This is a genomic window from Cohnella cholangitidis (assembly GCF_014107495.1).
In the GTDB taxonomy this organism is placed as follows: domain Bacteria; phylum Bacillota; class Bacilli; order Paenibacillales; family Paenibacillaceae; genus Cohnella; species Cohnella cholangitidis.
Map to the genome: position 1 here is coordinate 4,608,354 of NZ_CP041969.1, position 14,303 is coordinate 4,622,656.

Sequence of the window (14,303 nt, forward strand, 5' to 3'; positions counted from 1 at the left end):
TTCCGTTACAATAAAGTAGATGCCTTACTAGGAAAGAGGAATACGCCATGAACGTCGTCTTAGCGACGCTGAACGCCAAATACATTCATACCTCGCTCGCCCTGCGCTATTTGAAATCCTTTGCCCAGGACGAATTCGAGGTAGACATTGCCGAATATACGATTAAAGATCCCGCAATGGGAATCGCCGCGGATTTGTTCTCCAAGAAGCCGGACGTCATCGGCTTCTCTTGTTACATCTGGAACATCGAAGAGACGATCGTCGTCGTGGACATGCTGCGCAAAGTGCTGCCGGACGTGAAGATCATGCTCGGCGGACCGGAAGTGTCCTACGATACGGAATATTGGATGAATCGCTTGTCTTCGGTCGATTTCATCGTCATGGGCGAAGGCGAGGAAACGTTCAGGGACTTGCTTCGCCAAATCGCCGGGGAACGGAAATACCATTTCGTGTTCGGAATGGCTTACCGCAAAGACGGGCAAGCGGTCATTACCCCTCCGCGTCCGAAGCTCGATCTGAACGTCATTCCTTCGCCGCACCGTTTCGATACGGATCTAACCTCGATGCGCAACCGCGTCGTCTATTTCGAGACGAGCAGGGGCTGTCCGTTCAGCTGCCAATTTTGTCTGTCCAGCATTGAGGTCGGGGTCCGTTATTTCGATATGGAGCGGGTTAAGGCCGATCTGACTTATTTAATCGATAATGGGGCCAAGCTGATCAAGTTCGTGGATCGGACCTTTAACATTAAACGGGATTACGCGATGGAAATCTTTCAATTTTTGATCGACAACCACCGCGGATGCGTATTTCAGTTCGAGATCACAGCGGATATCATGAGACCGGAAGTGCTTGATTTTCTCGCCGAGAACGCGCCTCCCGGAGTATTCCGCTTCGAGATCGGCGTGCAGTCGACGAACGATCCGACCAACTTAGCCGTTCAACGCCGCCAGAATTTCGCCAAGCTGACGCGTACGGTCGTGAAGGTGAAGGAGAGCGGCAAGATCGATCAGCATCTGGATTTGATCGCCGGGTTGCCGCATGAAGATTACGATACGTTCCGCAAAACTTTTAACGACGTGTTCGCTTTAAGGCCGGAAGAGCTGCAACTCGGTTTCTTGAAAATGCTGCGGGGAACGGGACTGCGAATCGACGCGGCGAAGTTCGGTTACGTCTACTCGGAACGGGCGCCGTACGAGATGCTGGGCAACGACCTGATGCCTTTCGCCGATATCGTGCGAATTAAACGGGTCGAGGACGTGCTGGAGAAGTTCTGGAACGCCCATCGGATGGACCGGACGATGGAGTACTTGATCGAGCAAGCCTATCCCTCCCCGTTCGACTTTTTCCAAGCGTTCGGAGACTTCTGGGAAGCGAAGGGCTGGAGCCGGATCGGTCATCAGTTAGAAGATCTGTTTTCCCGGCTGTGGGCGTTCTTGGAGCATGACGCCAGACCGGAGCTGGATCGCGACGTGGCGTTCGGATTGTTGAAGATCGACTATTATTTGCAACACAAATACAAGCCTCGCAAGCTCTGGTGGGAAGATCGGCTGGAGAAAAAAGAATGGACCGCGGGTTTGAAATACGCGGCGGAGAAGCTCGGGATGGATGACCGCGAGCTGCAGAAGAAAGGAACGCTAGACCGCCTTCCGTTCGATTACGGCGTATGGACGGAAGAAGGGCGAGTGGACCGTTCCAATCCTGCCTTGCTCGTGTTCCTATATTCAGGCGAAGAGGCAGGGCCGCAGTTGGTGGCGCTGCCGCAGCAAGAGGCGAAAGTAGGCTCCGAATTCTAAAGTCATAACCTAGGAGCGGTGGAAAAAGATGAGTAACGCGATTTCCAGAAGAATAGACGAACTAGAGAAACTTTGCCCGCCTTTGACGGCGCAGTCGGATTTGGAACAGTATTGGGACGAGACCCTCCGGCATTTCTCAGGCAAGCCTCTTAACGCCAAGAGAGAACTCATAGAGACGCCTTTGTCCTACATGGAGGCGTATAGAGTAGAGTATGAAGGATTCGATGCCACGCCGATACACGGGTGGTATTTGCTCCCCCGCTTCCGCACCGCCGGGAAGCTTCCTTGCGTCGTCCTCTATCATGGGTACACGGGAAGCAAAGGCTATCCGGAAGATTACGCCGCTTATCTGCTGATGGGAATAGCCGTGTTCGCGATCGACGTACGCGGACAATCGGGAGATACGGGGAATTTGCTCCCGCAAACCTTCGGCATGACGAAGGGCTGGATCACTCAGGGGATCCTGCACCGGGATACGTGTTATTATAAAGCGATCACGATAGACGCCTTGAAAGCCTTGGACTGGGCGAGCGAACAGCCGGAAGTCGATCCGGCTCGGATATGCGCCTCGGGAGGCAGCCAAGGCGGCGGGCTCGCGATGATCGTCGCGGCGTTGTCCGACAAACCCGCGATCGCGGTTCCGCACATTCCGAACATGTGCTACATGGATTTCGGGATGTTGAATTCGAGCAGTTCGCTGTCGGAAGCGGCAGCATTCGTCGAGCGATTCCCGCATCGCTTGGACGAGGTGATCACGACGCTCAGTTACTACGACAATATGAATTTGGCCCACCGCATTCGCATCCCCATCTTCGTAACCGTCGGACTGAAGGATCCGGTGACGATGCCGGAGACGATCTATGCCGCGTACAACCGCGTCCGGTCGGAGAAGACGATCGTCCCTTATCCGTTCACGGGCCATGCGGTAACGGGCGACCAGAATCGGCAAGCTCTGCGGTTCATTGCCGAGAAGCTACTGTAGTAATTCATCTATAATTTGCATTCTGCCGCTAGGCGACCAACTCATGCCGACCCAATTGGGGGTCAGATGAACGCAATCCTTATTCACGGCCCTGATGGAATTCCATTCGGGGCTTTTGGTTATGCGCTCGTACGTCGCTTCATCCTCCGGGGAGAAAAATTGGCTTTGAACAAACAGATGGTCCGTATCCATATTCGGATATTTCTCCGGGGAGAACTCGACGTTCATCGCGTTCGAGGGTACGCAATATCCGGGCTTTAAGCCGAGCTCGGAATAAATCAAGTCGTTCAAAGGATGATGGGTCGTCCCTTGAATGCGGATGAGCTGATGGATCACCCTCATGACCGTGACCGTCTCGTTGGCATATCGTTCCCGCAATCGATGCCGCGCTTGATTGACTTTGCGCTCTAGCAGTTTGAGGTTTTTCTCCCCTTGCGATTCTTTCCCGACAACCGCGGCTAATCTCCTGTGGTTCACTCTCCAATCCATACTAAGGCTAACCGCGACGGTGGGCGCGATCTGCTTAAGCCGTTCGAGGAAGGGGAGATGATAATGGTCGCATATGATCAAATCCGGGGCCGATTCCCGCAGCTCGCCCAAGCGGATGGCGATCCGGGCTTCATGGGTCGCCTTGTCCATCGTTTTATCCTTATGGCAATTGGTAGAGAAGATCGGAATAGTGCCTAAGGAATGCAAGGTTTCGTGAAAACGAAGCGTAGACGCGACGGCAACTTTTAGCTTAGTCCGCTTCATATAATGCGACGGGGCAATGCCGACATGTCTCTTGAACATCCTGCTAAAATAGAACTCGCTTCCGAAACCGGTAACCGTCGAAATTTCTTTGATCGTTCGTTCTTTCCCGACGAGTAAATGCTTTGCCTGCTCGATCCGATAGGCATTCAGATAGTCGATGGGCGAAGCTCCCTTGACCTTCTTGAATTCGCGGGAGTAAGAGGTAGGGGTGAAGCCGGATATTTCGCTTAGCGTCTCCAGCTTGATTTTCTCGTAATAACGATCGTGAATGTACTCTACGCTCTGCTCGATTCCTCGTCCGATCGTTTCCATCCCGTCTCGCTTGGGTTGATCCGGAATGCACGATTGAATAAGCTCCTGAAAACGGGATTGAATAAGAAAGGGGTTCGTACCCTCCATTTTGCGAGCTTCGTACAGTTCCTTGATCCTCTCGATACAGGCGGTAGAGTCTTTGATGCGGATTTCGCCGCAGGGTAGAGGGAACATAGATCCCGTATCGTCGTTCTCTATCGTCTCCCATTTCCCGTTGCGTTTGAGCAGGTTGGTCGTTTCCATAAACAGCAAATACAACTCCAGCTGTTCCGAATGCTGCAGCAGTTCGACCGCCGCTCCCGGAAGCAGGCAGATCAGCATATGCGGCTTAATGGGCATTCTCGCCGAATCGATTTGGACGCTACCTTCTCCATTGGTCACGTAGAGGAGCATGTAGGCGGGGGATCGGAACCTGCGATCGCTCAGCGGTCTATTGATCCTTCGATGGAAAACGGAAGAAAGCAGGAGCAGCGGAATGGACGATTTACGATCTAAGCTTTTGGTCATTTTATCGCCTCGCAAAACAGTGTTGGATAAAAAGAGACATCTATTCTGGACAGAATCGGTCATGTACAAAGGAATTCTCTCTCATTATAATTGATAAAGATTCTCATTATCATCATTTTTTTATCGAGAGGGGTTTCATTCATGGTTCGGCTTACAGTTAACAAACACGGAATCTTTGCTTGTATAGGGTTGCTGGCTTTGTTGCTTCTTGTTTCCGCTTGCGGAAACGGAAACTCATCGAACGATTCGTCGCCATCCGCGACTTCGCAGCCTTCGCCATCCGCATCCTCGGAACAATCGCAACCCGCTTCCGCATCGGCGCCTAGCTCGGGCGCGAAGACCCGTATCGTCAAGGATGCGTTCGGAGACGTGGAAGTCCCGGCGAATCCCGAGCGTACCGTCGTACTTGCGTCCGCCGCGCTCGACAATCTGCTTGCGCTTGGCGTTAAGCCGATCGGCGCTCCTTACAGTATATCGGTTAACGCGAACTTCTTCGCCCATCTCGCCGGCCAGACGGACGGAATCGAGAATACGGGAACGACGGACCAGCCGAATCTAGAGACGATCGCCAAGCTGGCGCCGGATCTGATTATCGCCCAGAAGGACACCCACGAAGCGGTTTACGAAGATTTGAAGAGAATCGCTCCCGTGTATATGAGCGACAGAATTCCGGGAGAGTGGAAGGAATTGTTGAGAGATCAGGCGGATGCCGTCAACAAGCAGGCGGCAGCGGACGAACTGATCGCGAAATTCGAAGATCGCATAGCCAAATTCAAGACCGACATGGGCGACAAGCTCGCGTCTCGGACGATTAGCCTGATCCGCCCGAGAGAAGATCATATCCGGATCTACTCGGAGAAAACTTATTCCGGAGCGATCTTGGTCGAAGCGGGACTCGTTCGTCCGACCAACCAACAAGGAATCGAAGAGCAGCATATCAAGATTACCGAAGAACAAATCGCCGACATGGACGCGGACGTCATTATCTCCTTCGGCAGGGAAAGCGAAGCCGACTTCTTTAACGAGAAAATCTTAAAAAACCCGCTATGGAATACGCTCGTTGCCGTTAAGAACAATCAGGTTCACATGGTGAATTGGGAAACGTGGCTTAGCGGACAAGGAATTCAAGCGGCGAATCTTATCCTCGACGATCTTACTAAATTTTTCATTCCATCATAGGGAGGATTCCCTTGGGCATACGCATAACGGGCTTGCTTGCCGGAGTGATGCTTGTCGCGTTGTCTTTATGCGCTAGCATCGCATTCGGCAAGCAATCGATCCCCCTCACGACAGTGTTTCATTCGTTGTTCTCCTTCGACGGATTGCGCGAGCATCTGATCGTTCAAACGGTACGCTTGCCGCGAGCCTTGATCGCGATGTCCGTCGGCGCATGCTTAGCCATGGCCGGAAGCATCATGCAAGCCGTCACTCGCAACGCCCTGGCCGGTCCCGAATTGTTCGGGATCAACCAGGGTGCGGCGTTTCTTATCGTTATTCACCTTTACTTAATGGGAACCGTCAATCCCTCCGATTCGATTCTTTATGCCTACATAGGCGCAGGGGTTGCCGGCATTCTGATCTATGGACTGGGGACAATGGGCGCAAGCGGATTGACCCCGCTCAAATTAATACTGGCAGGGTCGACGATGAACCTGCTGCTAGGCGCGCTGACGCAAGGCATATTGGTGTTCGACGAGCAGTCGCTCGATACGATGAGGTTCTGGCTGGCCGGCTCGTTGACGGGGAGGAGCTCTGCATTGTTCTATCAGGTGGTCCCTTTCATGATTGCCGGTCTTATCGGAGCGCTGGCTTTGAGCAGGCCCATTAACTTGCTCAGCTTAGGCGAGGAGACGGCGCAGGGGTTAGGGCTTAGAACCAATTGGGTCAAGGCCGCGGCGCTTGTCGCGGTGATCCTGCTCGCGGGATCTTCGGTGGCGATCGCCGGACCGATCGGCTTCGTAGGCTTGGCCGTTCCGCATATCGCCCGTTATCTCGTAGGAGTGGATTATCGCTGGGTACTGCCTTACTCGGCCGTTCTCGGGGCATTGCTGCTCTTGCTGGCGGATATCGCCGCCAGATTCATCATCCCCGCCCAAGAAGTATCCGCCGGCATTATAACCGCATTAATGGGCGCGCCCTTCCTGATCTACTTGGCGCAAAGGAGGGCTTGACCGATGCCGACGGCGGGTATTATCGCGAGAGGCAAAGGTTCCTTTCTCGGAATTTTGCTTTCCTTATGCGTTCTGAATCTAATCGTTCTGATCTTGCAGATGATTTTGGGGGATTTTCCCATTCCGGCGGCAGATGCGCTCAAATCGGTACTCGGAATGGGGAGCGAGAGATACGATCTGGTCGTCAATCGCTTCCGTTTTCCCCGGGCTTTGGTCGCTTTCTTGGCGGGAACGGGCCTTGCGCTCTCTGGCGTTATTTTGCAGGGGATTACGAGGAATCCGCTCGCCTCCCCGGGCGTGCTTGGACTGAACTCGGGAGCGGCGCTGGCCGCGGTGTCGTGCATGGTGCTGTTCCCGGATTTTCCGATTACGCTGTTGCCCTTCGCGGCATTCGCCGGCGCGTTCATGGCCGCCTTGGTGTCTTATTTCCTGGCTTGGAAAAAAGGGTTGTCGGCGGTCCGCCTCGTCTTGATCGGGGTAGGGATCGCGGCGTCGGCCGGCGCTTTCGTCAGCTTCCTGCTCACCTTCAGCGACTTGGCTCAAGCGAAGCGGGCGGTCATCTGGATGTCCGGCAGCGTTTACGGAAGAAGCTGGGAGCACTTCTGGCCGTTGCTGCCATGGTTGATCGTATTGTTCCCGTCCGCGATGCTGTTTGCCAGACGGCTCGATGTCTTGCAGCTCGGAGATTCCCTTGCCATCGGCTTAGGCACCCGACTGGAGCGTTCGCGCGGCATCTTGCTGCTAATCGCGGTCGCATCGGCCGGAGCTTCCGTCGCAATGGCGGGAACGATCGGCTTCGTCGGCTTGATGGCGCCGCATCTATCCCGCTATTTGGTCGGATCGAAGTCCCGCCGGCTAATTCCTGCGGCGATGCTGACGGGCGGTTTGCTCGTGATGCTGGCGGATTTGCTGGGACGTACCTTGGTTACTCCGTTGGAGATCCCATGCGGGATTCTAATCGCGCTGATCGGCGCGCCCTACATGATTTATTTGTTAGTAAAGAAACGCAATGACTAGATAGAGGAGCGTGCAGTCTTTGAGCGATGAAAATTACACTTATCCGGTGGCGGAGTTGCTGCGGAATAGAAGGACGATCCGGCAATTCAAAAGCGATTTCGTACCGTTAGAGCTATTGTTGGAGCTGTTGAATATCGCGAATTGGGCTCCGAATCATGGCCTTCGGGAGCCTTGGAGGTTCATCCTCTACCGGAAGGAAGCCCGAGCTACGTTCGCGGATGCGGTTATTCGCTCCATGTCGGCCGAGGATAGAGCTAGACTCGAGGCGCAGAAGAGGGACGACTATGCCAAAATTCCTTACCACCTCATAGTGGTCATGAAAGAAGATCCTAGGCAAAAGCAATGGGACGAGGATTACGGCGCGGCGTGCAGTTGGATCCAGAGCTTCCAACTGGCGGCATGGGAGCGAGGGCTTGGAGTGGTGTGGAAGACGAATAATTTCGTGTACTCTCCGCACTTTCGCGAAGCCGTCGGGGTACAGGCCGGAGAAAAAGTAGTCGGGGTTCTTCATATCGGATATCCGGAGGTCATTCCCGAGCCGCGTCCAAGAACTCCGGCGGAGGAACGGCTAACCCTACATGGCTAATCTTTAGACAAGGCTCCATCCGCATACGTCGAATGAATTTACGACGCTGCGGATGGAGCCTTGAAATATTGGAAGCTACTTGTCCTTATATAACTCTCGCATCACATGTCCTAGCTCGGGAACGATCAAGCGAGTCATCGCGAGACGCACCGCGCCGGTCGAGCCGGGCATCGAGAAGACGGCCGTCGTACCGATCGTTCCCGCGATCGCGCGGGACAGAATCGCGGCCGAGCCGATATCCTCGGTGAAGCTCAAAAAGCGAAAAATTTCGCCGAAACCGGGCATTTCCTTGACCAATCGATCGCGGACCGCCTCGTACGTCGTATCCCTGCCCGCGATTCCCGTTCCGCCGTTAAGAAGCACGGCTTCCACGTTCGGGTTATCGGCGGCGTTCCGCAATAACCGGGAAATCCCTTCATACTCGTCCTTCACGATGGCGTACTCCGCAACCGTATGTCCGTTTTCCTCTAGCAGCTGGCGAATCAACTGCCCGCTCTTGTCCGTCTCCGGCGTTCGCGTATCGGATACGGTAATTATCGCGCATGCTACGCTAGCGGGTGCTTCCCGCCGATGTTGCTCTGTTGAAGTCGTCATGGGTAAGAGAGCTCCTTTTCGATATCTATAAGGTAATTTAATCCAATGAGTGAGTCGTTTTGTCCATTATACCGTGTATGGAACTGCTTATGGAATCCTGCAGCCTCCGCTCTTGACCGTCCGGCCGACGGAAGAGTAGCATGAGTAGAGGTCGCAACTCTTTAACGGTTTAGTCGGAATGAAATTAACCAACGAAGGGAAAGGGATTCGATGAAATACAAGACAGTGGGCAAAACGGGGATCCAAGTATCGGAGCTATGCTTCGGGACGATGTCGTTCGGAGGGAATGCCGATAAGGAAACGTCCAAGAAGCTATTCCATCGTTGTTTGGACAAAGGGATCAACTTTTTCGATAGCGCGAACGTATATAGCGATGGCGTAGCCGAAGAAATATTGGGCGAACTTATCGAAGGCAAACGGGACGAACTCGTCATTACGACCAAAGCCGGATTCCCGACCGGTGCCGACCTTAACGCTCGGGGGGCTTCGCGCCGACATCTTCTCCTATCCGTGGAACAAAGCTTGAAGAGGCTTAAGACGGATCGGGTCGAGTTTTATTTTATCCACCGCTTCGATTCCTTGACCGCCATCGAGGAAACGGTTCGTACGTTGGACGACTTGCAGAAGCAGGGGAAAATTTTATATCCGGCCGTCAGCAACTGGGCCGCATGGCAGATCGCCAAAGCATTAGGCATCTCGGCCAAGGAAGGGTTAGCGGGATTCGAGCTCGTGCAGCCGATGTACAATCTCGTTAAGCGCCAAGCGGAAGTCGAAATTCTTCCGCTCGCGGAATCGGAGCAACTCGGAGTTATTAGCTATAGCCCGCTTGGCGGCGGTTTGCTGACCGGCAAATACGGGGTCGGCAAGAAACCGGCTTCCGGCAGGCTGGTGGATCAGAGCAATTACACGAAGCGGTACGAAGAGAGCATCTATTACGACATCGCGGATAGATTCTCGGCCTATGCCCGGGAACGAGATGTTCACCCTGCTACGTTGGCGGTCGCGTGGGTGCTCGGCAACCCGGCGATCACGTCGCCGATTATCGGAGCGCGCAATCTCGAACAGCTTGAGCCGTCGCTTGCCGCGGTAGACCTCGACTTCACGTCGCAATGGAGAGAAGAAATTACGGCTCTGTCGATAGATCCGCCTCTGGCAACCGATCGCAGCGAGGAAGCGGGCCAATAATCGGGCAAGCCGATTTTTGGCAACGGGTTCAAATAGAAGGGGCTGAACGACAAGGTCTAGTTAAAGACTTTGTCGTTCAGCCCCTATTTCAGTTGCAAACAACATTCACTTACAAAAAAAGTGCCTTCGTTGAGCTGCAACATCCTCGTTTGAAGAACGAAGGTCAAAAAAGTGCCTTGAATTCCCTTGCGATAGGGAAATCAAGGCACTAACGATATTACTGTATAAATCCGCTTATCCTTTTGCCGGCGAGGAATTGCTGCTCTTACACTTGCTCTGGATTCGAAGGTTGCTCGTTGCTCTCGATCGCTTCTTCCGCGGACGGAACAGTCGATTGCTCATGAGCCTCGGCTTTCACCGGTTCTTTCACCAATCGGTCCACGACGGCGGGAACGACTAAGGTCAGGGCATAAGCCAATGTCATCCACACCGAATAGGCATGATGTTGGCCTTCGTTAAAGGAGGTAAAGACCGAGTCCCGGTGCCATACGGTAAACGTGCCAAGCAACAATCCGATTGCGGCCGCAACGAATCCGAAGCGCGTCGCGGAGCCTCGTTCCTTAATTAGCCTGAGCCTTACGATCAAAGCCAACCCGATCAACAGAAGGAAGGATAACATCTCCAGCAGGAACAGGGACGATCCGAAATAAGGATCCCCTACCTCGAGCACGACCCAATCGCCGAACAATAGGAAGAAGAGAGTAGGCACCGCCCATACCCCGATTCCTAATCCCGCCAATAGAAGTCCATTCCGCATGCCAATCCGTCCTTTCGAGATCCACTTAGTATGTCTGTCTGCTCATTTATTCGACAAATGGTGTCGATTTCCTCTTAAGGTACCAAGCTGCGCAGAACGGTCATCGAACCGTCGAGCGTATATTGGCCGAGGTTAGCCGGTAGCAGGAAGCAATCCCCGGCTTTGGCATCGACGAGGCCGCTGGACCAGCTAATGCTGCCGGATCCTTCGCAGACGATGACGATGACGAAGCTGTCGGCGGAAGTAGACAACGTCCATTGTCCCTGCACGACGCCTTTGTCCGTCTTGAAATACGGAGAGGTCGCCAGCGTGAGCCATTCTCCCGGTTTCGCGCCGTCCGTGTCCATACGCGCAGCGCCGGAATCTTCATACGCGGTTACGTTTAAGGAATCCTCGATATGCAACTCGCGGGGTTTGCCGTCTAACCCGGGACGATTGTAATCGTACAAGCGATAAGTCGTATCCGAATTTTGCTGGATTTCGGCAACGACAACTCCCGCGCACAGCGCATGGACGGTGCCGGCCGGAATGTAGAACGTATCGCCGGCTTTGACGGACACTTCCTGCAGGCTGTCCATGATGCGGCTTTCTTCGATCGCCTTGGCCATCGCTGTCCGGTCGACGCCCGGCTTCAGCCCGTAAATGATTTTGGCATCCGGCTTGGCATCAAGCACGTACCACATTTCCGTCTTTCCGAGCTCGCCTTTCGGAAGCCCTTCGTACTGGTCGTTAGGATGAACTTGGATCGACAGGTCATCATTGCAATCAAGCAGCTTGATCAGCAAAGGAAAACGGCCGTTGCTCGATCCGCCGCCTTTCGTACCGAACCAGGTTGCACCGACGAGCTCGCGAATTTCGTCAAGCCCTTTGCCGGCCAATGCGCCGTTCGTGACATGCGACACGCCGTTCGGGTGATCCGCGATCATCCAGCCTTCGCCGATCGCGCCCGCGGGTACGTCGAATCCGAATTTTTCGAGGGCGCGTCCGCCCCACACTCTTTCTTTGAATTCCGGTTTAAAATGCAGTGGATAAGGTTGAATGCTCATATTATTTTGTTCCTCCTCGGGTAGTTTGGAAAAATTCGATAGCTTCGCCGTCAGGTCCATCGAAGAAAAAATACCGGCTGCCGTTAGGCAACGTCGTTATCGCTTCGTCGAGGCCGGCTAGGTTATAGGGGCGAACGCGTTCATATTCCGCCTCGATGTCATCGACGGCAAAGGCAACGTGATGCACGCGTCCCGCTTTGGCCAGCTCGCCCGTATAACCCTCGATTAACTCGACTTCCGTTTCCGAAGAGGATTCGAAAGACAGGAAAGCCAGCCGAATAACGCCGTTCGTATGTAATAGCGTCTCGGTATGCTTAAGACCGACGATATTCTCGTAAAAAGGAATGGACTGTTCCAATGAGCTTACCATAATGCCGACGTGCTCGATTTTACGTACTGCCATCGCTATTAACCTCCCTATTTTTTCGCAATCCAGCAAGTATTAGTATCCGATATACCTGTCTGAATTGTCTACGACATAACGTTCCCCCTCCATCCCTTAGGCTGGAGGCAGCCGTTAACGCTTGTTCAACGCGATCAAGTAAGGTGATGCCGCCTTCTGAGGGAATCGATAAATAACGGCTTGGGCGATGGCGGGCGATAATTCCGCCGCCCAAGCTTCCACCGCATCCGCTTCCTCTCGTCCGCCTTCGTGGCCGGGATACACGACAACCGTAAGCGCTCCGCCGCTGCGCAGCAACCGCAGAGACGCCGCCAAAGCGGCCAAAGTTGTCGCCGGCTTCGTAATGACGTCGGACGATGCGCCCGGCAAGTAGCCGAGATTAAACATAATCGCCGCGATCCGGCCATGGAACGGCGAATCGATAACCTTTTCCATCGTCTCGTGTCCGGCATGAACCCATTTTACGGCGGAGAGAGAGCCGGGGGCGTCTTCCGCTTCCCATCTTGCCTTCGAATTGTCGAGCGCTTCGGCTTGGATGTCGAACGAGTATACCGTGCCGCGAGCGCCCACGGTTCGCGAGAGGAAGAGCGTATCCGATCCGTTGCCGGCCGTTGCGTCCACGACGGTTTCTCCCGGCTGGACGCGCTCCTTTACCCAGCGCTGGCTTGGCTCAAGACAGAGAGAAAACCCATCTTATCGTCCCTTCCATGCTTTCCCTTGCCAGCTGTTGCGCCGAACGAGCTCGGCGTCGATGGCGTTCAGCACTTCCCATTTCTTCAAGCTCCACATCGGACCGATCAACAAGTCTCTCGGCGCGTCCCCCGTTAATCGGTGGACGATCATTTCGGGCGGCAGCATCTCGAGCGAATCGACGACAAGCGACACGTATTCGTCCCGATCGAGAAAACGAAGCAACCCCTCGCGCCACTGGCGGACCATCGGGGTTTTGCGCATGAGATGAAGAAGATGGATTTTTATCCCTTGTACGTCCATACCGGCAACGGCTCGCACGGTATCAAGCATCATCTCGCGCGACTCGCCGGGCAGGCCATGAATAATGTGGGCGCATACGCGAATGCCCCGGGCTCTCAACCGATTCACCGCATCGGTGAAGCATTCGGTGTCATGGGCTCGGTTAATCAGCTCCGAGGTCGATTCATGAATCGTCTGCAAACCCATCTCGACCCACAAGTAAGTACGTTCGTTCAGTTCGGCTAAATAGTCGACGACGTCATCCGGCAAGCAATCCGGCCGGGTTGCGATAGACAACCCCACGACGCCGGGCTGCTGAAGGATGACCTCGTAATATTCTCGCAGCGTCTCAACGGGCGCGTAAGTGTTCGTATAGGCTTGGAAATAGCCGATGTACTTGGCTTCCGGCCATTTCAAGTGCTGTCGGTCCCGAATATGGTTGAATTGGGAGACGAGGTCGTCTCGCCTGCTCCCGGCGAAATCGCCTGACCCTCTCGTACTGCAGAAGGTGCAACCGCCCGCGGCGATGCTTCCGTCCCGATTCGGACATGTGAATCCCGCGTCCAGCATGACTTTGAATATTTTATTGCCGAACGTTTCCCGCATTTCGTAGTTCCAAGTATGAAATCTTTTGTCCGCCCATAACAGCGGAGTGTGATTGTCCGTGTCCATCGTTGCCATGATTGCATCCGCCCTTTACAGAAGTCGGTATTATTGTAGCGAAAATCCGGCCAAATTGCGAGGATAGCCGTATCCATTCCGAATTCCGATCGATTCGTCGTTATTCGATTCGTATTTAACATCGAAAATCGGGCTAAAATATAGCGTTTTCAACTTGCAATACCTAACATAAGGTGTTATATTAAAAGTGCGCCAAATCAATAAACAAATCTGACATGGACCCACTTATCCACAACCTAATTCATACCATTTCCATATCTCGGGCAGTATAAGGTGCACAATCAAATTGAACCGATTGGAGAGGTGACTGTAATGAATACAAGCGTACGCATTCCGCAAGGGGACGATACGGTAAAAATCGAGTTGACGGTTAAAGAGGCAATGGCACTCGCGGGGGCTAAGTTCCCGAACAACCATAGCATCGAAATCTCGGCACGCAAGAAAATCAACAGCGTTATCGAAGATCACTACATCGAAGAGCACAGACCGGTTAACTAAGCAACGTCCATACGATAAGCAAGGCCGGATGCCCATTTTGGGGATT

Annotated in this window: 14 protein-coding genes and 1 pseudogene; 8 read left to right on the forward strand and 7 right to left on the reverse strand. The window is 53.7% G+C overall.

Going from position 1 to position 14,303, the window contains the following annotated elements; all coding sequences use genetic code 11:
* Positions 1-47: 47 nt before the first annotated feature.
* Together FPL14_RS21220 and FPL14_RS21225 are read left to right on the forward strand one after the other, a co-directional pair.
* Complete coding sequence (locus FPL14_RS21220) at positions 48-1,793, forward strand: B12-binding domain-containing radical SAM protein (protein ID WP_182299631.1); 1,746 nt, start codon at positions 48-50, stop codon at positions 1,791-1,793.
* Between the two features lie 28 nt (positions 1,794-1,821).
* Entirely contained in the window at positions 1,822-2,775 is a 954-nt protein-coding gene (locus FPL14_RS21225) for an acetylxylan esterase (RefSeq protein WP_182299632.1), read from the forward strand.
* On the opposite strand, the gene FPL14_RS21230 is transcribed toward FPL14_RS21225, so the two are convergent.
* The gene (locus FPL14_RS21230) at positions 2,767-4,347 is read right to left on the reverse strand and encodes a helix-turn-helix domain-containing protein (RefSeq protein WP_182299633.1); all 1,581 of its coding nucleotides are present in this window, start codon (positions 4,345-4,347) and stop codon (positions 2,767-2,769) included. The two genes, FPL14_RS21225 and FPL14_RS21230, sit on opposite strands and share 9 nt — an antisense overlap.
* A gap of 141 nt (positions 4,348-4,488) precedes the next feature.
* On the opposite strand from FPL14_RS21230, the gene FPL14_RS21235 reads away from it, so the two are divergent.
* From FPL14_RS21235 to FPL14_RS21250, 4 genes are read left to right on the forward strand one after another with little or no spacing between them, the layout of a single operon-like run.
* Complete coding sequence (locus FPL14_RS21235; RefSeq protein ID WP_182299634.1) at positions 4,489-5,526, forward strand: ABC transporter substrate-binding protein; 1,038 nt, start codon at positions 4,489-4,491, stop codon at positions 5,524-5,526.
* An 11-nt stretch (positions 5,527-5,537) separates the two neighbouring features.
* Positions 5,538-6,518, forward strand: a complete 981-nt coding sequence (locus FPL14_RS21240) for a FecCD family ABC transporter permease (protein WP_229263607.1) — start codon at positions 5,538-5,540, stop codon at positions 6,516-6,518.
* Between the two features lie 3 nt (positions 6,519-6,521).
* Complete coding sequence (locus tag FPL14_RS21245) at positions 6,522-7,535, forward strand: FecCD family ABC transporter permease (RefSeq protein ID WP_182299635.1); 1,014 nt, start codon at positions 6,522-6,524, stop codon at positions 7,533-7,535.
* A 19-nt stretch (positions 7,536-7,554) separates the two neighbouring features.
* Positions 7,555-8,121, forward strand: a complete 567-nt coding sequence (locus tag FPL14_RS21250) for a nitroreductase family protein (protein ID WP_182299636.1) — start codon at positions 7,555-7,557, stop codon at positions 8,119-8,121.
* Positions 8,122-8,196: 75 nt separating this feature from the next.
* Here the strand turns inward: FPL14_RS21250 and FPL14_RS21255 are convergent, their stop codons facing one another.
* The gene (locus FPL14_RS21255; protein WP_182299637.1) at positions 8,197-8,715 is read right to left on the reverse strand and encodes a MogA/MoaB family molybdenum cofactor biosynthesis protein; all 519 of its coding nucleotides are present in this window, start codon (positions 8,713-8,715) and stop codon (positions 8,197-8,199) included.
* 210 nt (positions 8,716-8,925) lie between these two features.
* On the opposite strand from FPL14_RS21255, the gene FPL14_RS21260 reads away from it, so the two are divergent.
* On the forward strand, positions 8,926-9,900 hold the full coding sequence (locus tag FPL14_RS21260; RefSeq protein WP_182299638.1) for an aldo/keto reductase: 975 nt from the start codon (positions 8,926-8,928) through the stop codon (positions 9,898-9,900).
* A 265-nt stretch (positions 9,901-10,165) separates the two neighbouring features.
* Here FPL14_RS21260 and FPL14_RS21265 read toward each other — a convergent pair whose 3' ends face one another.
* From FPL14_RS21265 to FPL14_RS21285, 5 genes and pseudogenes are all read right to left on the reverse strand, one after another.
* Positions 10,166-10,657, reverse strand: coding sequence for a hypothetical protein (locus FPL14_RS21265; protein ID WP_182299639.1), 492 nt, complete (start codon positions 10,655-10,657; stop codon positions 10,166-10,168).
* 74 nt (positions 10,658-10,731) lie between these two features.
* Positions 10,732-11,703, reverse strand: coding sequence for a type I phosphomannose isomerase catalytic subunit (locus FPL14_RS21270; RefSeq protein WP_182299640.1), 972 nt, complete (start codon positions 11,701-11,703; stop codon positions 10,732-10,734).
* A gap of 1 nt (position 11,704) precedes the next feature.
* Positions 11,705-12,106, reverse strand: a complete 402-nt coding sequence (locus FPL14_RS21275; RefSeq protein WP_182299641.1) for a VOC family protein — start codon at positions 12,104-12,106, stop codon at positions 11,705-11,707.
* Positions 12,107-12,220: 114 nt separating this feature from the next.
* A pseudogene (locus tag FPL14_RS21280) lies at positions 12,221-12,798 on the reverse strand (class I SAM-dependent methyltransferase).
* 1 nt (position 12,799) lies between these two features.
* Positions 12,800-13,759 (reverse strand): tRNA modification radical SAM protein MnmL/YtqA, encoded by a 960-nt coding sequence (locus FPL14_RS21285; RefSeq protein ID WP_182299643.1) that lies wholly within the window; start codon positions 13,757-13,759, stop codon positions 12,800-12,802.
* Between the two features lie 312 nt (positions 13,760-14,071).
* Between FPL14_RS21285 and FPL14_RS21290 the strand changes: the two genes are divergently transcribed.
* Entirely contained in the window at positions 14,072-14,257 is a 186-nt protein-coding gene (locus FPL14_RS21290; protein WP_182299644.1) for a hypothetical protein, read from the forward strand.
* Positions 14,258-14,303: the final 46 nt, after the last annotated feature.

Bases quoted from the DNA above. Each gene is read 5' to 3' on its own strand.
- FPL14_RS21255 (WP_182299637.1), bottom strand. From the start codon at position 8,715: ATGACGACTTCAACAGAGCAACATCGGCGGGAAGCACCCGCTAGCGTA.
- FPL14_RS21220 (WP_182299631.1), top strand. From the start codon at position 48: ATGAACGTCGTCTTAGCGACGCTGAACGCCAAATACATTCATACCTCG.
- FPL14_RS21235 (WP_182299634.1), top strand. From the start codon at position 4,489: ATGGTTCGGCTTACAGTTAACAAACACGGAATCTTTGCTTGTATAGGG.
- FPL14_RS21270 (WP_182299640.1), bottom strand. From the start codon at position 11,703: ATGAGCATTCAACCTTATCCACTGCATTTTAAACCGGAATTCAAAGAA.
- FPL14_RS21225 (WP_182299632.1), top strand. From the start codon at position 1,822: ATGAGTAACGCGATTTCCAGAAGAATAGACGAACTAGAGAAACTTTGC.
- FPL14_RS21285 (WP_182299643.1), bottom strand. From the start codon at position 13,759: ATGGCAACGATGGACACGGACAATCACACTCCGCTGTTATGGGCGGAC.
- FPL14_RS21265 (WP_182299639.1), bottom strand. From the start codon at position 10,657: ATGCGGAATGGACTTCTATTGGCGGGATTAGGAATCGGGGTATGGGCG.
- FPL14_RS21230 (WP_182299633.1), bottom strand. From the start codon at position 4,347: ATGACCAAAAGCTTAGATCGTAAATCGTCCATTCCGCTGCTCCTGCTT.
- FPL14_RS21275 (WP_182299641.1), bottom strand. From the start codon at position 12,106: ATGGCAGTACGTAAAATCGAGCACGTCGGCATTATGGTAAGCTCATTG.
- FPL14_RS21245 (WP_182299635.1), top strand. From the start codon at position 6,522: ATGCCGACGGCGGGTATTATCGCGAGAGGCAAAGGTTCCTTTCTCGGA.
- FPL14_RS21290 (WP_182299644.1), top strand. From the start codon at position 14,072: ATGAATACAAGCGTACGCATTCCGCAAGGGGACGATACGGTAAAAATC.
- FPL14_RS21260 (WP_182299638.1), top strand. From the start codon at position 8,926: ATGAAATACAAGACAGTGGGCAAAACGGGGATCCAAGTATCGGAGCTA.